Source organism: Mesorhizobium sp. M1328, from assembly GCF_040318075.1.
Taxonomy (GTDB): domain Bacteria; phylum Pseudomonadota; class Alphaproteobacteria; order Rhizobiales; family Rhizobiaceae; genus Mesorhizobium.
This window is the reverse complement of sequence record NZ_JAMYLO010000015.1, coordinates 140,802-156,966: the sequence shown is the minus strand read 5'-3', so window position 1 is coordinate 156,966 and position 16,165 is coordinate 140,802. Positions and strand designations below refer to the sequence as shown.

16 protein-coding genes and 1 pseudogene are annotated in these 16,165 nt (G+C 63.1%); 10 read left to right on the top strand and 7 right to left on the bottom strand.

The genetic code is table 11. The features are described from left to right. Positions 1-31: 31 nt before the first annotated feature. From NKH23_RS23930 to NKH23_RS23900, 7 genes and pseudogenes are all read left to right on the top strand, one after another. Positions 32-897 (top strand): annotated as a pseudogene (locus NKH23_RS23930) (SDR family oxidoreductase). A 23-nt stretch (positions 898-920) separates the two neighbouring features. Next, positions 921-1,112, top strand: coding sequence for a twin transmembrane helix small protein (locus NKH23_RS23925; protein ID WP_023677950.1), 192 nt, complete (start codon positions 921-923; stop codon positions 1,110-1,112). A 29-nt stretch (positions 1,113-1,141) separates the two neighbouring features. After that, positions 1,142-1,723 carry a cob(I)yrinic acid a,c-diamide adenosyltransferase gene (locus NKH23_RS23920; RefSeq protein ID WP_352910401.1) on the top strand — a complete coding sequence of 194 codons (582 nt, stop codon included), beginning with the start codon at positions 1,142-1,144 and terminating at the stop codon, positions 1,721-1,723. 25 nt (positions 1,724-1,748) lie between these two features. Beyond that, entirely contained in the window at positions 1,749-2,552 is an 804-nt protein-coding gene (locus tag NKH23_RS23915; RefSeq protein WP_352910400.1) for a rhomboid family intramembrane serine protease, read from the top strand. A gap of 207 nt (positions 2,553-2,759) precedes the next feature. After that, positions 2,760-3,509: an electron transfer flavoprotein subunit beta/FixA family protein gene (locus NKH23_RS23910; protein WP_352910396.1), complete on the top strand. Its 750-nt coding sequence runs from the start codon at positions 2,760-2,762 to the stop codon at positions 3,507-3,509. 19 nt (positions 3,510-3,528) lie between these two features. After that, positions 3,529-4,458 (top strand): electron transfer flavoprotein subunit alpha/FixB family protein, encoded by a 930-nt coding sequence (locus NKH23_RS23905; RefSeq protein WP_352910393.1) that lies wholly within the window; start codon positions 3,529-3,531, stop codon positions 4,456-4,458. Between the two features lie 114 nt (positions 4,459-4,572). Further along, positions 4,573-5,451 (top strand): 3-hydroxybutyryl-CoA dehydrogenase, encoded by an 879-nt coding sequence (locus tag NKH23_RS23900; RefSeq protein WP_023721073.1) that lies wholly within the window; start codon positions 4,573-4,575, stop codon positions 5,449-5,451. A 9-nt stretch (positions 5,452-5,460) separates the two neighbouring features. Here NKH23_RS23900 and NKH23_RS23895 read toward each other — a convergent pair whose 3' ends face one another. After that, the gene (locus NKH23_RS23895; protein WP_352910390.1) at positions 5,461-6,099 is read right to left on the bottom strand and encodes an NrsF family protein; all 639 of its coding nucleotides are present in this window, start codon (positions 6,097-6,099) and stop codon (positions 5,461-5,463) included. Position 6,100: 1 nt separating this feature from the next. Then, positions 6,101-6,643 carry a sigma-70 family RNA polymerase sigma factor gene (locus NKH23_RS23890; protein ID WP_353035481.1) on the bottom strand — a complete coding sequence of 181 codons (543 nt, stop codon included), beginning with the start codon at positions 6,641-6,643 and terminating at the stop codon, positions 6,101-6,103. Positions 6,644-6,845: 202 nt separating this feature from the next. On the opposite strand from NKH23_RS23890, the gene NKH23_RS23885 reads away from it, so the two are divergent. The 3 genes from NKH23_RS23885 to NKH23_RS23875 all read left to right on the top strand — a co-directional run bounded on the left by NKH23_RS23885 (position 6,846) and on the right by NKH23_RS23875 (position 10,682). Then, positions 6,846-7,853, top strand: coding sequence for an iron ABC transporter substrate-binding protein (locus tag NKH23_RS23885; protein ID WP_352910787.1), 1,008 nt, complete (start codon positions 6,846-6,848; stop codon positions 7,851-7,853). A 166-nt stretch (positions 7,854-8,019) separates the two neighbouring features. Further along, on the top strand, positions 8,020-9,603 hold the full coding sequence (locus NKH23_RS23880) for an ABC transporter permease (protein ID WP_352910387.1): 1,584 nt from the start codon (positions 8,020-8,022) through the stop codon (positions 9,601-9,603). Continuing rightward, positions 9,600-10,682: an ABC transporter ATP-binding protein gene (locus NKH23_RS23875; protein ID WP_352910385.1), complete on the top strand. Its 1,083-nt coding sequence runs from the start codon at positions 9,600-9,602 to the stop codon at positions 10,680-10,682. Before NKH23_RS23880 ends, NKH23_RS23875 begins: the two co-directional genes overlap by 4 nt. A gap of 36 nt (positions 10,683-10,718) precedes the next feature. Here the strand turns inward: NKH23_RS23875 and NKH23_RS23870 are convergent, their stop codons facing one another. From NKH23_RS23870 to NKH23_RS23850, 5 genes are all read right to left on the bottom strand, one after another. After that, positions 10,719-11,540, bottom strand: a complete 822-nt coding sequence (locus NKH23_RS23870; protein ID WP_352910382.1) for a phosphodiesterase — start codon at positions 11,538-11,540, stop codon at positions 10,719-10,721. Between the two features lie 86 nt (positions 11,541-11,626). Beyond that, the gene (locus NKH23_RS23865) at positions 11,627-12,727 is read right to left on the bottom strand and encodes a sn-glycerol-3-phosphate import ATP-binding protein UgpC (RefSeq protein ID WP_353015059.1); all 1,101 of its coding nucleotides are present in this window, start codon (positions 12,725-12,727) and stop codon (positions 11,627-11,629) included. A gap of 31 nt (positions 12,728-12,758) precedes the next feature. Beyond that, positions 12,759-13,673 carry an ABC transporter permease subunit gene (locus NKH23_RS23860; protein ID WP_352910376.1) on the bottom strand — a complete coding sequence of 305 codons (915 nt, stop codon included), beginning with the start codon at positions 13,671-13,673 and terminating at the stop codon, positions 12,759-12,761. A gap of 7 nt (positions 13,674-13,680) precedes the next feature. After that, positions 13,681-14,565, bottom strand: a complete 885-nt coding sequence (locus NKH23_RS23855; protein WP_352910373.1) for a carbohydrate ABC transporter permease — start codon at positions 14,563-14,565, stop codon at positions 13,681-13,683. Positions 14,566-14,635: 70 nt separating this feature from the next. Then, positions 14,636-15,988: an extracellular solute-binding protein gene (locus NKH23_RS23850; RefSeq protein ID WP_353035477.1), complete on the bottom strand. Its 1,353-nt coding sequence runs from the start codon at positions 15,986-15,988 to the stop codon at positions 14,636-14,638. Between the last annotated feature and the right edge of the window lie 177 nt (positions 15,989-16,165).

The following is a 16,165-nucleotide window of genomic DNA, read 5'->3' as shown; positions in this document are numbered from 1 at the left end:
ACGCCGCGAATATGGGAAGGGTTTGCGGTAAATGACAACCCTAGGTCAAACCACCAGTCCTCCCGGAGAAGAGTTGCGCACCATCATTGTCACAGGTGCCTCTTCCGGTATAGGCGCCTATTGCGCCCATGCTCTTAAGAAGGAAGGCTGGCGGGTGTTCGCAACGGCCGAAAGCCCGAGGATATCGCCGCGCTCGAGGCCGACGGCATCGAGGCCTTTTATCTGGACTACACCGAGCCCGGATCGATCGAGGCGCTGGTGGCGTCGGTGCTGGAACGGACCAGCGGCCGGCTCGATGCGCTCTTCAACAACGGCGCCTACGGACAGCCCGGCGCCGTCGAGGATCTGCCGGTCGAGGCTTTACGGCAGCAGTTCGAGGCCAATGTCTTTGGCTGGCATGATCTCACTCGCCGTGTCGTACCGGTGATGCGCCGCCAGGGCCATGGCCGTCTCGTTCATTGCTCGTCGATCCTCGGCCTTGCGCCGCTGCCTTTTCGCGGCGCCTACTCGGCATCGAAGCACGCCGTCGAAGGATTGATGCTAAGCCTGCATCAGGAACTCCTCGGCAGCGGCATCCATGTTTCGCTGATCGAGCCGGGAGCGGTGAAATCGAAGATCGCCACCAACAGCCTCCCCTGGTTCCTGGCAAATATCGATCACGAGAATTCCGTTCATCGCCTCGCCTATGCGGCGCAACTTAAACGGCTGCGGGCCGGCGGCAGCACATCGCGGCTGAAGCCCGGGCCGGAGGTGGTTTATGCCGCCTTGCACCATGCGCTTCTGTCGCGGCGCCCGCGCCCGCATTATGTGGTAACAGTGCCGGCCAGGATCGGCGCGATCCTTAAACGCATCCTGCCGTCATCGGTACTCTACCGTCTGCTCGCCAAACGCGCCTGAACGCAATCCAACTGGAACACACCATGGCAACCGTCTTCAACATCCTCGCCGTTCTCGTCATGGTCGCCGTGGTGATCGTGCTGATCCGCGGCCTCATCAACATGATGCGCGGCGGCTCCAGCATGACCTCCAACAAGCTGATGCAGACGCGCGTGCTGTTGCAGTTCGTGGCCTTGGTGCTGATCATGCTGGCGGTGTATTTCACCCGTAAGTGACGCAGCAGCCACCAGCCGGGAGGTAACCCGTGGTCAAGCTCAACAAGATCTACACCCGCACCGGCGACGATGGCACCACCGGCCTCGGCTCTGGTGAGCGGCGGCTGAAATCCGACCTTCGCATCGACGCCTACGGCACCGTCGACGAGGCCAATGCCTGTATCGGCATGGCTCGCATCCATACAGCGGCAGTAAATCCGGCGATCGATGCGATGCTTGGCCGCATCCAGAACGATCTTTTCGATCTCGGCGCCGATCTGGCAGTCCCCGATAATGGCAGGCCGCTCGACTACGAGCCGCTGCGGATCATCGCCTCGCAGACCGACCGCATCGAACAGGACATCGACCTCCTCAACAAGGACCTTGAGCCGCTCAAATCCTTCGTGCTCAACGGCGGCACGCCGGCAGCGGCTGCGCTTCACCTCGCCCGCACGGTGGCCCGCCGCGCCGAGCGCATCATGGTTGCGCTGTCGCAAGCTCCAGACGAGCACGTCAACCGCGAGGCGATAAGATACATCAACCGTGTCTCGGACTTTCTGTTCGTCGCCGCACGCGCGGTCAATGACAATGGAAATGCCGACGTGCTATGGGTTCCCGGCAAGAACCGCTGAATCCGCCGGAAGCGGGAGAGGCCCGATGTTCATCCCGCTTTACGACACCAACCGGCTACGGCACATCAAGCTGCAATATGTGACGATCAGCCTGATCGCCCTCAATGTGCTGATCTACTTTGTCACCACACTGGGCGGCGAGGATTTCGCCAACGCCGCGGTGCTGGGCCTCGGTTTCATCCCGTCGGTTGTGCATGACAGCGTCGAGCTCGCTCCGCAATTTGTCGTCATTCCGGAAAGCCTGAGTTATCTGACCTATTCCTTCCTGCACGCGGATATCTTCCACCTCGGCGGCAACATGCTGTTCCTGTGGGTGTTCGGCGACAATGTCGAGGATGCACTCGGCCATGTCCGCTACCTCGTCTTCTACCTGCTTTGCGCCATCGCCGGCGCTTTCTTCCAGGGTCTGGTTGCCTGGGATTCGCCGGTGCCGCTGATCGGCGCGTCGGGCGCCATCGCCGGTGTGGTCGCCGCCTATCTGATCCTTTATCCGCGGGTGAAGGTATGGGTGCTGGTCTTCGCCCGCATCCCGTTGCGCATCCCGGCCTTCATCCCGCTCATCCTGTGGATCTTGTTCCAAATCTTCATGTTCGCGCAGGGTGGCGAGGATCAGGTTTCCTGGGCCTGCCATATCGGCGGCATCATCGCCGGAGCCGTGCTGGTGCTTGTCTTGCGCAGCCGCGGCGTGCCGCTGCTCGCCGCTGCGGATGAAGAGGCTGTGGTGGTCGCCGGCCAAGTGCCCGTTGCCGTAGAGCCGGCGCCAAGCGAACCACAACCTGCGCAGCCGGCGCCGCGCTGGGGCCGGGGGACCGTTTCCGGTCCGGACTGAACCGATTTGAGTGCTTCGCCGAGGATCCGAGTGCGCCCGGATATTGACGCGCGGGGTCGCCGCAACTACGGAAGCGCCACCCTACTGGCGTGGCGAAGACCAGAATTCCGTCCGGAATGTCGGCTTTCGACAACTCTGAAGAGGTGCACGCTGCTATAGCGCGCCCGACGAGCGTGAAGAGACTATCGTGAAAGAGGTGACAGGCAAATGAAGATCCTTGTGCCCGTGAAGCGGGTTGTGGATGCGAACGTCAAGGTCCGGGTGAAGGCGGACGGTTCGGCGGTGGAACTCGCCAACGTCAAGATGGCGATGAACCCGTTCGACGAGATCGCGGTGGAAGAGGCGATCCGGCTGAAGGAGGCTGGCAAGGCCGAAGAGATCATCGTCGTGTCGATCGGGCCGCAGCAGGCACAGGAGACCTTGCGCACCGCGCTCGCCATGGGCGCCGACCGCGCCATCCTGGTCAAGACCGACGAGCAGACCGAGCCGCTGGGCGTCGCCAAGGTGCTGAAGGGCGTCGTAGAGGCAGAACAGCCCGGCCTGGTCATTCTCGGCAAGCAGGCGATCGACGACGATTCCAACCAGACCGGCCAGATGCTGGCCGCACTTCTCGGCTGGGCGCAGGGCACCTTCGCCTCCAAGATCGTGCTCGACGGTGACAAGGCCACGGTGACGCGCGAGGTCGATGGCGGCCTGCAGACGCTGGAACTGAAGATGCCGGCAATCGTCACGGCCGATTTGCGGCTGAACCAGCCGCGCTACGCGTCGCTGCCCAACATTATGAAGGCCAAGAAGAAGCCGCTCGACGAGAAGAGCCCTGCCGACTACGGCGCCGACGTCAAGCCGCGGCTGAGGGTGATCAAGACCGAGGAGCCGGGCGGCCGCAAGGCGGGCGTCAAGGTCAAGAGCGTCGCCGAACTGGTGGACAAGCTGAAAAACGAAGCCGGCGTGCTGTAAGGCCAGGAAGGGATAAAAAATGACAATTCTTCTGATTGCCGAACACGACAACGCGACGCTTTCCGACCAGACCGCCAAGGCGCTTTCGGCGGCGCTGCAGATCGGTTCGGACGTGCATGTGCTGGTTGCCGGCAAAGGTGCCAAGCCGGCAGCGGACGCCGCCGCCAAGCTCAAGGGCGTCACCAAGGTGCTGCTCGCCGACGCTGACGAACTGACCGAGCGTCTCGCCGAGCCGCTGGCGGCACTCGTCATTTCGCTTGCTGAGCCATACGAGACGATCATCGCGCCGGCGACCTCGTCGGGCAAGAACGTCGCGCCCCGCGTGGCGGCGCTGCTCGATGTCGCCCAGATATCGGAAATCATCGAAGTCGTGTCGCCCGACACCTTCAAGCGGCCGATCTATGCCGGCAACGCCATCCAGACGGTGCAGTCGAGTGACGCCAAGAAGGTCATCACAGTGCGCACTGCTTCCTTCCAGGCAGCACCCGAGGGCGGTTCCGCGCCGGTCGAGACGGTCCAGGCGGCGGCCAATCCCGGCCTGTCGAGCTTTGTCGAGAACAAGCTCTCTGAGACCGACCGTCCAGAGCTGACCTCGGCCAGGATCATCATCTCGGGCGGCCGTGCGCTGGGCTCCTCCGAGAAGTTCCAGGAGGTCATTCTGCCGGTCGCCGACAAGCTCGGTGCGGCGGTTGGCGCATCTCGCGCCGCCGTCGATGCCGGCTATGCGCCGAACGACTGGCAGGTCGGCCAGACCGGCAAGGTGGTAGCGCCCGACCTTTACATCGCCGTCGGCATCTCCGGCGCCATCCAGCACCTTGCCGGCATGAAGGATTCGAAGGTGATCGTTGCCATCAACAAGGACGAGGAAGCGCCGATCTTCCAGGTCGCCGACTACGGCCTTGTCGGTGACCTCTTCGTCATTCTGCCGGAACTGCAAAAGGCGCTTTGACGCCTTCTGCCAAAGCGTATTAAATTCTGAGGGGTGGGGTAGACGAAGTCGCCCCGCCCTTTTAGTTTGCACTGCACAAAAAACGGGCCGCAAAGGCCTCGACGGGATCGGGTAATGAGCAAGATCGAGACGATCGGCATCATCGGCGCGGGCCAGATGGGTGGCGGCATCGCCCACGTGTCGGCGTTGGCGGGCTATAAGGTGCTGGTTTACGATATTTCGCCCGACCGCATCGAAAAGGGCATTGCTACCGTCAGCGGCAACATGGCCCGTCAGGTCGGCTCCGGCAAACTCGAGGAAAAGCTGCGCAATGAGGCGATGGCGCGCATTTCGGCGGCACCGGCCATGGCCGACCTTGCGGGCGCCGACCTGGTGATCGAAGCAGCGACAGAGGACGAGACGGTCAAGCGCAAGATCTATGCCCAGCTCTGCCCGCAGCTCAACCCCGAGGCCATCCTGGCGACAAACACGTCATCGATCTCGATCACGCGGCTGGCTTCGCAGACCGACCGCCCTGAACGCTTCATCGGGATACATTTCATGAATCCCGTTCCGGTGATGAAGCTGGTCGAACTGGTGCGCGGCATCGCCACCGAGGACCAGACTTTCGAGGCGGCAAAAACCTATGTGAAGCAGCTCGACAAGACGATCACCGTCTCGGAGGATTTCCCGGCGTTCATCGTCAACCGCATCCTGCTGCCGATGATCAACGAAGCGATCTACACACTCTATGAAGGTGTCGGCTCGGTCGACGCCATCGACACCGCCATGAAGCTCGGCGCCAACCATCCGATGGGGCCGCTGCAGCTTGCCGATTTCATCGGGCTGGATACCTGCCTGTCGATCATGCAGGTGCTGCATGACGGCCTGTCGGATTCAAAATACCGCCCCTGCCCGCTGCTGGTCAAATATGTCGAGGCTGGTTGGCTCGGCCGCAAGACCGGACGCGGCTTCTACGACTATCGCGGCGAGCATCCCGTTCCGACACGCTGATCGCCACCGCTACCAGCGCACGAAAAGCCGCCCGCCGAGCGCCCCCAACACGCCAAGGATGGCGATCGCGATCGTATACCAGGTGCCGACGAAAAGCGGCGAATCGTCGAAGCAATGCGCGGCATAGAAGGTCGCCGACAGCCCGCCGGCAAGAAGGCCCGCCGCAGCACCGGCAAGCACCGGCCGTGTCGGCGCGCCATGACGCAGCACCGCGAGAAAGACGGCAAGCGGGCCGATGCCGATCAGCGGAATGAAGGTCAGGCAGATTACCATGTTCGTCCCGACCAGGCGCGTGCCCCAGTCGGACGCAGGCACGACGAGGAGTTCGAGAATCACGGCCACAATCACCAGCAGCGGCGCGGCGATCATCCAGCTCGCCGCCCGGCCAGTCGATGCACCGGGCATCGACAGCGCACGCACCAGGGCAAAGGCGCTGGCGGCAAGAGCGATCGTGAAGACGAATTTGGACAGGAACCGCATCGTGTGCATGGCGATCGCAATGTCGGGGCGCGGGCCGATCGTCAGCCAGAAAACCGCGGCCGCGATCACGATGGCCGCGCTGGCGGCAAGCCACCAGGCGGCGCCTAGCGGCAGCGCCTCGCTGCGGGCATCGGCGTCGAGCGCCTTGATGAGATCTTCGGTCCTCATGTTATTCCCGCCCCGCCCTGAACCGTTTGGCAATGGCGGCAAGCCCGCGGTGCAGTGACACCCGCACAGCCGTCTCGCTGATGCCGAATTTGGCCGCGGTCTCACCGATTGACCGGCCTTCGACCGATACGGCCGAGACGACGGAACGCTGTGCCGGCGACAGGCTGTCAAGCGCCCGGTTGACGTCGCGCTCGCTCACCGTCTCCGATTCCGGCTCGGCAAAGGTCTCGGCGATTTCGTCGATCTCGACCTCGATCCGCCGGCCGCGCCGCCGGAACGCATCGATCAGCTTGAAGCGGGCTATTGCATAGACCCAAGGCAGCACCGGCGCATCACGGCGCCAGGTGTGTCGTTTCACATGAATGGCCAGCAAGGTTTCCTGCACGACATCCTCGGGATCCACCCCGCCCTGCACAATCTTGCGCCGGGCAAAGCCACGAACGAGCGCGGCGATCCGGTGCAGAAAGTCGGCATAGGCCCTTTCGTCTCCGGCGATCGCGGACCGCAGCAGCCGTGAAAGCTCGGCTTCGTCCTTGCCGCTCACAAGAGTTCACTCCCCGATATTCGCGTCTCGGCGCTGATTTGTTACGGGGCCGGCGAAATAATGTCCAAGGCAAATTAGCTGAGCATCACGAAAGTTTGCTCCTTTTGAGCAATTGAGTGGGCCAGCAATGTTGACTGCACTAGTCAGGTATTGGTAGGTGCAGCTTGCAAAGCCAAAGACCATCGAAATCGAGGACGACGCCATGAAGTATGCTCTTTCCGCCCTTGCCGGTGCGACAGCACTTGCAATCAGCCTGATCGCCGGCCCGGCAATAGCAGAGGACGAGGGCATCGTCGTCTACAACGCCCAGCACGAAAACCTGACCAAGGCCTGGGCGGAGGGATTCACCAAGGAAACCGGCATCAAGGTCACCGTCCGCAATGGCGGCGACAGCGATTTCTCCAATCAGATCGTTGCGGAAGGCACCGCTTCGCCCGCCGACGTGTTCCTGACGGAGAATTCGCCGGCCATGGCGCTGGTCGAGACGGCCGGCCTGTTCGCACCGGTCGACACCGAGACACTGGCCCAGGTTCCGCCGGAGTACCAGCCGGCGAGCGGCAAATGGGTCGGCGTCGCCGCGCGCAGCACCGTCTTTGCCTACAACAAGACCAAGCTGACCGCCGACCAGCTGCCCAAATCGCTGCTCGATCTCGCCGATCCGAGCTGGAAGGGCCGTTGGGCCGCTTCGCCCTCCGGCGCCGATTTCCAGGCGATCGTCAGCGCGCTTTTGCAGCTCAAGGGTGAGGCAGCGACGGCCGAATGGCTGAAGGCGATGAAGGAGAATTTTACCGCCTATAAGGGCAACAGCACGGTGATGAAGGCTGTCAATGCCGGCGAGGTCGAAGGCGGCGTGATCTATCACTACTACTACTACGGCGATCAGGCCAAGACCGGCGAGAACAGCACGAATGTCGAGTTGCACTATTTCAAGCACCAGGACCCCGGCGCTTTCGTCTCGGTTTCCGGGGGTGGCGTGCTGGCCTCGAGCAAGCACCCGAAGGAAGCGCAGGCTTTCCTGAAATGGGTCACCGGCAAGGGCGGCCAGGACGTGCTGAAAACAGGCGATTCGTTCGAATACGCAGTCGGCAAGGGCGCCGAGTCCAATCCGAAGCTGGTGCCGCTGGCCGATCTGCAGGCGCCGAAAGTCGACGCGACGGCGCTGAACTCGAAAAAGGTGACCGACCTGATGACGGCGGCCGGCTTGCTTTAGCCGGCGTTCGTCCTAAAAGGGCAACCGACTGCGCTCCTGTGGGAATTCGCTTTCCGCGGGAGCGCTCTGCTTTCAAGATGGCATCTGTCCATGACCGCAAGCTGCTCGCCGCATTGGCCGACGATCGTTTCCGCCTCCGGGCGGAAACGGCACAACGTCTGATCTGATGCAGTCGGCGATCGATCTCGAACCTTCAGGCTTGCCGGCCGACACCACAGCCGTGCGGGCACGTCGTTGGTCGGTCTCATGGATTGCGTTGGCTGCCGTCTTTGTCTCGCTGTTTGCGCTGCTGCCGCTTGCCTTCATCGTCTGGGTGGCGATACAGACCGGCTGGGAAGCCGTGGCGGCGCTGGTGTTCAGGCCGCGCGTCGGCGAGCTTCTAGTCAACACCAGCCTGCTGGTGGTGCTGGCGGTACCGATCTCGATCGTGCTGTCGGTGGCGCTGGCCTGGCTGACCGAGCGCAGCGATCTGCCGGGTGCCCGCTTATGGGCCTGGCTGTCGGTGGCGCCGCTCGCCATTCCCGCCTTCGTCCACAGTTACGCCTGGATCACCATGGTGCCCAGACTGCACGGCCTGTGGGCCGGCGTGCTTGTGTCCGTCATCGCCTATTTCCCCTTCCTCTATCTGCCGGTGGCGGCAGCCTTGCGCCGACTCGATCCGGCTCTCGAGGATGCAGCGGCAGCGCTCGGGCTTGGCCCCTGGCGCGTGTTCAGGCGTGTCGTGCTGCCGCAGCTCCGGCTCGCCATTTGCGGCGGCTCCCTGCTGGTCGGCCTGCATCTCCTGGCCGAATACGGGCTCTATGTCTTCATCCGCTTCGACACCTTCACCACCGCGATCGTCGACCAGTTTCAGTCGACCTTCAACGGTCCCGCCGCCAACATGCTGGCCGGCGTGCTGGTGACCTGCTGCTTCGTGCTGCTCGGGCTGGAGGTGCTGGTGCGCGGCGAGGAGCGCTATGCCCGCGTCGGCTCGGGTGCTGCGCGCCACCAGCAGCGCACGAGCCTTGGGCGCGCCACCATTCCTTGCCTGCTGCTGCCCGCTGTTACCACGCTGCTGGCGCTCGGGGTGCCGTTCGTCACTATCGGTCGCTGGCTCATGGCCGGCGGCGCCGACGTCTGGCGGCTCGACGAGATCGGCCTGGCGCTTGGTCAGACACTGTTCCTGGCGATTGCCGGCGCGCTGCTCGCCACCGTCGCGGCAATGCCGATGGCGTGGATTTCGATCCGCGCGCCGGGGCGGCTGCAACGCGTCCTGGAGGGCTGCAACTATATCGTCGGCGCGTTGCCCGGCGTTGTCATCGCCCTGGCGCTGGTCACCATCGCCGTGCGTATCGCCATGCCGCTCTACCAGACCCTGTTCACCATCCTGGTCGCCTATGCGCTGATGTTCCTGCCGCGCGCCCTGATTAGCCTCAGGGCGTCAATTGCACAGGCGCCGGTCGAGCTCGAACGCGCCGCCTCCAGCCTCGGCCGGTCGCCGCTCAAGGCGCTGTGGTCGACGACCATCCGCCTGTCGGCGCCGGGTGCCGCGGCCGGCATGGCATTGGTCGCGCTGGGCATCATGAACGAGTTGACCGCAACCCAGATGCTGGCGCCCAACGGCACCCGCACGCTGGCCATGGCGTTCTGGTCCTATAGCGGCGAGATCGACTATGCGTCGGCGGCGCCTTATGCCCTAATCATGGTGGCGATGTCGCTGCCTTTGACCTGGCTGCTCTACGTCCAGTCGAAGCGGATGGCCGGGCGATGAGCTTTCTCGAGCTGAGCGGCATCCACAAGCACTACGGGCCCGTCGCAGCACTTGCCGGCGTCGACCTCAGCGTGGCCAGCGGCAGCCGTACGGCAATCGTCGGGCCGTCCGGCTGCGGCAAGACCACCTTGCTGCGGCTGATCGCCGGCTTCGAGGCGCCGGACCAGGGCCGCATCGTGCTCGATGGCGAGGTGCTGGCCGATGGCGAAACGGCCGTGCCGGCGCATCGCCGCGGCATCGGGCTGGTGGCGCAGGACGGCGCTCTATTCCCGCATCTGAGCATCGCCGCCAATATCGGCTTCGGCATGGGGCGTCACGAGGAAAAGCGCAGTGAGCGCATCGCCGAGCTCGCCTATGTCGTCGGGCTGGACAAAGGGATCCTGAAGCGCCGCCCGCACGAACTCTCCGGTGGCCAGCAGCAGCGCGTCGCGCTCGCCCGCGCCATGGCCATGAAGCCGCGGCTGATGCTGCTCGACGAGCCGTTCTCGGCGCTCGACACCGGCCTGCGCGCCTCGATGCGCAAGGCCGTGGCCGAGCTCCTTGAAACCGCCGGCATCACCACCATCCTGGTCACCCACGACCAGGCCGAGGCGCTGTCATTCGCCAGCCAGGTCGCGGTGATGCGCGACGGCAACTTCTCGCAGGTCGGCACGCCGCGCGAGCTCTATTTCAAGCCGAAGGACAGGATGGTCGCCGAGTTCCTCGGCGACGCCATCGTCCTGCCGGCAAGGATCGCCGATGGCTTCGCCATCTCGCCGCTCGGCCGCATCGCCGTCGACAGCTCGGTGCGGCGCGACGTCGCCCGCATCATGCTGCGGCCGGAGCAGGTGTTGCTGAAACGCACATCGCGTGAAGGCATGTCCGGCACGCCGGACATGCTGTTCGGCGAGGTGACGGAATCGGAGTTCGCCGGCTCGATGTGCACCATCGCGGTGCGTCTGTTGAACAGCCCCGATCCGCCCGACGCCGCCGCGATCGGCAACACGCCATTGATCCTGCGCAAGCCGGGCATGGATGCGCCGGCGATCGGCGAGATCGTCCGGCTGACCGTGTCGGGCAAGGCGCATGTGTTTGCCTGAACAGCCGCCCTGGCTCGCCCGGAAGGGCGCCGGCGATCAGGCGACGCGGGCAACCGGCGTGACGATCTCGCCCGTCGCCGGTGAATAGATGGGCCATCGCTCAAGGAAGTCGCAATTGTGAACGACAACCCATTGGTCAGTGGGGTCGATGAGGACGACTGCGTATGACGCGGGCGCTTGCTCGACCACTTCGTCCCCCACCAGATCGAGAACGAAGCGGGCGTGCAGGCCGCGTTGCGCGGTAAACGGGATACCGGCGACCGTGCCCGCAATGTCGCGGTGCACGTGCCCGAAGAAGATATGGCGAGCATTGCCATGGCGCTTGAGCACATCTAGGAACCGCCCAGGCTGCTCGAGGCCGAGAGGGTCGAGCAGTGCCAGGCCGAGCTCCACCGGCGGATGATGCAGAAATATATACGCCTGCCGGCCCGCCGCCTCGCTGAGCCGGGCATCGAGCCAGGCAAGCCTCTTTTCGCATAATTCGCCGGTGACGCGGCCTTCGGCCAGGCTGTCGAGGAAAAGCAGCGACGCTTCCGCCGTATCAAAGGCGGATTGCACGAAACCATTGTCGTCGATCGGGTTTTCGGGAAATGCCGCAACGAGGTTGGCGCGCCTGTCGTGATTTCCAGGCAGCAGGCGGAAGGGCACGGAAAGCCTGCTTAAGGCTGATTTGAGATCGGCATAGCTGTGAACTTCGCCGGTTTCAGTCAGGTCGCCGGTAAAGACGCAGAGGGCGGCATCGGCGTGACGGGCATTGATGTGGTCGATGCAGCTGGCGAGCCGTTCATGCAGGTTCGCGCCATAGCGGATCTCGCCCTTCCGACCGAGGTGGACATCGGTGACCTGCAGGATTTTCATTGCGTGACCTTTTCTTCGATATTCCACGGGATACAGTATTGCTGACGATCTGGAGCCGGCGGGAGCAAGCGGTGGACGGCTACAGATCAGTGTGCGGGGACCGGTACGGAAGCATTGAAGACATCAAGGCGGCTTCCGGTCTGGGACGAGAAAAAATGCATGTCTTCAGGCGAAAATTTCAGCCCGATGGGTGTGCCGGGCGCCGGGTGTACGGGCTCAGGTGTCGCCACGCAGAAGGACGCCCCGTCGAGATCCACATAGACGACGCGGCCGGCGCCCAGCTCCTCGACCAAGTCGACGGTGGCGTCGAGCGCGCCCGCCGTGCCGGGCGCAACGAGACGCACCGCCTCCGGTCGGATGCCCGCGGCGACCTGCGTGCCGACGGGCAGGCCGACCCGCGGAATGGCAAGACGCCGGCTGCCGCCGAGCAACGAAAGACCGTCGAGTTCGACCGAGCCTTCCAGCACGTTCATCGCCGGGGCACCGACGAAGGTCGCCACGAAGCGGCTGGCCGGGCGGCTGTAGACCTCGCCTGGCGTGCCGACCTGTTCGACCCGGCCGCCATTCATGACGATGAGCCGGTCGGCCAGCGTCATCGCCTCGACCTGGTCATGCGTGACGAACACGGACGTGGCGTTCAGCCGGCGATGCAGCTTGCGGATCTCCGAGCGCATCTGGACGCGCAGCTTGGCATCCAGATTGGAGAGCGGTTCGTCGAACAGAAAGACCTTCGGTTCGCGGATCATGGCGCGCCCCATGGCGACGCGCTGGCGCTGGCCGCCTGACAGTGCCGCCGGCTTGCGGTCGAGCAGCGGCTCGAGTTCCAGGATGCGAGCGACAGCGCGGATACGCTCGTTGCGCTCGGCAGCGAGAACGCCGGCCACTTTCAGCGAATAGCCGATATTCTGCGCCACGCTCATATGCGGATAGAGGGCATAGTTCTGGAACACCATCGCGCAGCCACGCTCGCGCGGTTCCAGCCGGTTGACGACAGTGCCATCAATCGCGATCTCGCCGCCGGAAATCTCCTCCAGTCCGGCGATCATCCTGAGCAGCGTGGACTTGCCGCAACCCGAGGGGCCGAGGATGACGACGAACTCACCCGACTGGATGTCGAGATCGACGCCGTGCACGACCTGTGATTTGCCGTAGCTTTTCCTGGCGTCGCGAATGGTGATGGAGGCCATCGGCCATTTCCTTCCTATAGCGGATAAAAAATTACTTCTCGGTGGCGATCAAGCCGCGCACGAACCAGCGCTGCATCGCCACGACGACGATCAGCGGCGGCAGCATGACGATCAGCGTGCCGGCCATTGCGATGTTCCACTCGGGAATGCCGCCGACATTCGGTATAAGCTGCTTGAGCTCGGTCACCGCCGTGGCATGCGATTGATCGGTGGTGACCAGCAGCGGCCAGAGATACTGGTTCCATGCCCACAGGAACATGATGGTTCCAAGCGCCGCCATATTGGTGCGCGACAGCGGCAAAAGAATATCGATGAAGAAGCGCAGCGCCCCGGCGCCGTCCATCCGGGCAGCCTCGGTCAACTCGTCGGGCACCGTGAGAAAGAACTGGCGGTAGAGGAAGGTGCCGGTGGCAGTCGCGATCAGCGGCAGGATGAGGCCGGTATAGGAGTTGAGCAGCCCGAAGCTCAATGACACCTGCACGCCCGATATAGTCTCGATCAGCCAACTGACGCCGGTGACGTCGAGTATCGCCTGATAGGGCGACAGCACATTGGCCGCCACCGCATAGGTCGGCACGATGCGCACTTCGAGCGGCAGCATCAGCGTGACGAAGATCAGCCAAAAGATGAAGGTGCGGCCAGGATAGCGGAAATAGACGATCGAGAAGGCAGTGAGCGCCGAGATGATGACCTTGCCGGCCGCAACGCCGGCGGCAAAGATGAAACTGTTGAGCAGCTTCGGACCGAGGTCTGCCGTCGTCCATGCCGTCTTGATGTTGGTCCAGAAGTCGCTGCCCGGCAGCAGCGACATCGGTACGTCGTTGACGTCCTTCAGATTATGCGACGAGGCGATCGCAACGATCACGAAGGGGGCGACGGCCAGCACAAAGCCGAGAAACAGGACGACATGCGTGATGAAATTGAGGATCGGAGTGCGCTCTACCATGGCCGCCTCATCGGTAATGCACACGCCGCTCGATGAAGCGGAACTGGAAGATCGTGAGCACGATGATGAGCAGCATCAGGATTATGCTCTGCGCGGCGGCACCCGAATAATCGAGGCCCCTGAAACCATCGGCATAGATCTTGTAGACCATCAGATTGGTCGCATTCGCCGGCCCGCCTGATGTCATGATGTCGACGATGCCGAACGAATCCTGGAAGCTTTCGGTGATGTTGATGACAAGCAGGAAGAAGATCGTCGGCGTGATCAGCGGAAACTGGATGTCGAAAAAGCGCCTGACGACGCTGGCGCCGTCCATGGCCGAGGCCTCGATCAGCGAGCGCGGGATGGCCTGGAAGGCAGCCAGGAAGAAGATGAAGTTGTAGCCGATATATTTCCAGGAAAAGGCGGCGATGATCGAAGCCATGGCGTCGGCGCCGTCGAGGCCCGGATCCCAGAACCCCTGCCACGCCTGATTGACGACGGCCATGAACCCGGCTTCGGGCGCCAGGATGAAACGAAAGGCGAGCGCCAGCGCCGGTGCGGCAATGCCGTACGGCCAGATCAATACCACTCGGTAGAAACGCGAGCCGGCCAGCTGCCGGTCGGTCAGGGCGGCGAGCACAAGCGCGACGACCATAGCAATGGCGGTGCTGATCGCGGCAAAGACAAGGCTGGCCGTGATCGACTTCCAGTAGTCCGCGCTGGACAGGATCGAGCGGAAATTGTCGAGCCCGACCCAGATGTTGCCGCCGCCCCAAGGCTGTTGCAGCGTCAGCGACCAGTACACGGCCTGGCCGGCCGGCCAATAGAAGAAGGTGAAGATCAACAGCAGCTGCGGCACCGCAAAAAGGATACCGACCGTCCATCTGCTGAAAGTAACGCGTTTTTCCATCAGCTGTTTTCCAGGATGTGAGACGGCCGGCGGCCGATCGTCGGCAGCCGGCCCTCATCGATCCTGCCGGTCAGGGAAGCGTCTTATTCGGATAGGTCTGCTGGAACCGGTCGAGTATGGCGTCGCCGTTCTTGACCAGCGTATCGATGCCGTCCTGGACGCTGACCTTGTTGGCAAAGATCGCCTGCATTTGGGTGCCGAACTCGGCCCGGATCTGGGTGAAGTTGCCAAGCCGGATACCGCGGGTGATGTCGGTCGGCTCGGAAGCAGTCAGGCTGGCAATCGCGGTCTCACGGCCCTTGTACGGCGCTTTGTCGTAGAAGCCGTTGGCCTTCATATAATCGAAGCCCGACTTCGTCACCGGAATGTAGCCGGTGTTGGTCGACCAGAACAGCGCCGTCTTGGGATCGTGGATGAAGTTGAGGAAGGCGGCAGCGCCCTTGTATTCCTCGTCTGACTTGCCGGAGAGAACCCAGAGCGAGGCGCCGCCGACCAGGGAATTCTTGCGTTCCGTACCGGCATAGACCGGCAGTTCGGCGACGTCCCAGTTCATGCCTTCCTTGTGCGTCTTGCCGACGGTGCCGTGGTCGCCGACCGAGGTCAGGATGAGCTGGCAGGTGCCGGACGCGAAGGCCTGGACCATGTCCTGGCCGAGATCCTTGGACTTGATCTTGATGAGACCGGCGTCATACCACTTCTTCAGGTCGCCGACATACTGGACGAACTTGGTCTTATTGACCTCGAGGCGGGCGTCGAGGCCGTCATAGCCGTTGTCCTTGGTTGCGATGGGCTGGTTGTGGATGGCCGAAAACTGCTCCATCAATTGCCAGCTTTCATTGGCGGAGATGTTGATCGCCATCGGGCAATCGTAGCCAGCGTCCTTCATCGCCTGGAGGTCGGTGCCAACCTCTTCCCAGGTCTTCGGCGCTTCGGTCTTGCCGATCTTGGCGAAGGCGTCCTTGTTCCAGTACATCAGCGCGGTCGACGAGTTGAACGGGAACGACAGCATCTCGCCCTTAGAGGTCGCGTAATAGCGTGCAATGCCGGGGAAATAGTCGCTGTAGTCGATTTTATAGCCGTTCTCTTCCATCAGCTTGTCGGCTGGCTTGTATGCGCCCGAAAGCATCATGGTGGCGGTGCCGACATCATAGACCTGAACGACGGCCGGCTGCTTGCCGGCACGGAACGCCGCGATGGTATTCTGCAGCGTGGCGTCGTAATTGCCCTGACTGGTGCAGACGACTTCATAGTCGGACTGCGATGCGTTGAAATTCTTGCACAGCGTATCGACGACCCGGGCGAGATCGCCCGAAAGGCCGAACCAGAAGTCGAATTTGACCGGCGCGGCGGCGGCGGGCAGCGCCAATGAAACGGTGCTTGCGCCGACGGCGAGAGCCGCCAAGCCGTTTTTGATCATCGACATGAATCTCTTCCCTATTGAGTGGCTTGTTGAAGGATCGTTGCGCAGGCTCCTTCGCCGTCTCTTAGAGAAAGTATGTGACAGTTCTGCTGTGCCTCGGAGCGCTGTGGACAAGCGGGAACAGCGATACGGGGCAGCGATCTTGCCCTGATTTAGGCAGGCGCATCGGTGCGGCAGCCG

What these genes read in the sequence shown, in the direction of transcription:
- NKH23_RS23925 (WP_023677950.1), top strand. Translation starts at nt 921, where the DNA reads ATGGCAACCGTCTTCAACATCCTCGCCGTTCTCGTCATGGTCGCCGTG.
- NKH23_RS23910 (WP_352910396.1), top strand. Translation starts at nt 2,760, where the DNA reads ATGAAGATCCTTGTGCCCGTGAAGCGGGTTGTGGATGCGAACGTCAAG.
- NKH23_RS23850 (WP_353035477.1), bottom strand. Translation starts at nt 15,988, where the DNA reads ATGTCGATGATCAAAAACGGCTTGGCGGCTCTCGCCGTCGGCGCAAGC.
- NKH23_RS23865 (WP_353015059.1), bottom strand. Translation starts at nt 12,727, where the DNA reads ATGGCCTCCATCACCATTCGCGACGCCAGGAAAAGCTACGGCAAATCA.
- NKH23_RS23880 (WP_352910387.1), top strand. Translation starts at nt 8,020, where the DNA reads ATGCAGTCGGCGATCGATCTCGAACCTTCAGGCTTGCCGGCCGACACC.
- NKH23_RS23870 (WP_352910382.1), bottom strand. Translation starts at nt 11,540, where the DNA reads ATGAAAATCCTGCAGGTCACCGATGTCCACCTCGGTCGGAAGGGCGAG.
- NKH23_RS23885 (WP_352910787.1), top strand. Translation starts at nt 6,846, where the DNA reads ATGAAGTATGCTCTTTCCGCCCTTGCCGGTGCGACAGCACTTGCAATC.
- NKH23_RS23875 (WP_352910385.1), top strand. Translation starts at nt 9,600, where the DNA reads ATGAGCTTTCTCGAGCTGAGCGGCATCCACAAGCACTACGGGCCCGTC.
- NKH23_RS23895 (WP_352910390.1), bottom strand. Translation starts at nt 6,099, where the DNA reads ATGAGGACCGAAGATCTCATCAAGGCGCTCGACGCCGATGCCCGCAGC.
- NKH23_RS23900 (WP_023721073.1), top strand. Translation starts at nt 4,573, where the DNA reads ATGAGCAAGATCGAGACGATCGGCATCATCGGCGCGGGCCAGATGGGT.
- NKH23_RS23855 (WP_352910373.1), bottom strand. Translation starts at nt 14,565, where the DNA reads ATGGAAAAACGCGTTACTTTCAGCAGATGGACGGTCGGTATCCTTTTT.
- NKH23_RS23860 (WP_352910376.1), bottom strand. Translation starts at nt 13,673, where the DNA reads ATGGTAGAGCGCACTCCGATCCTCAATTTCATCACGCATGTCGTCCTG.
- NKH23_RS23915 (WP_352910400.1), top strand. Translation starts at nt 1,749, where the DNA reads ATGTTCATCCCGCTTTACGACACCAACCGGCTACGGCACATCAAGCTG.
- NKH23_RS23905 (WP_352910393.1), top strand. Translation starts at nt 3,529, where the DNA reads ATGACAATTCTTCTGATTGCCGAACACGACAACGCGACGCTTTCCGAC.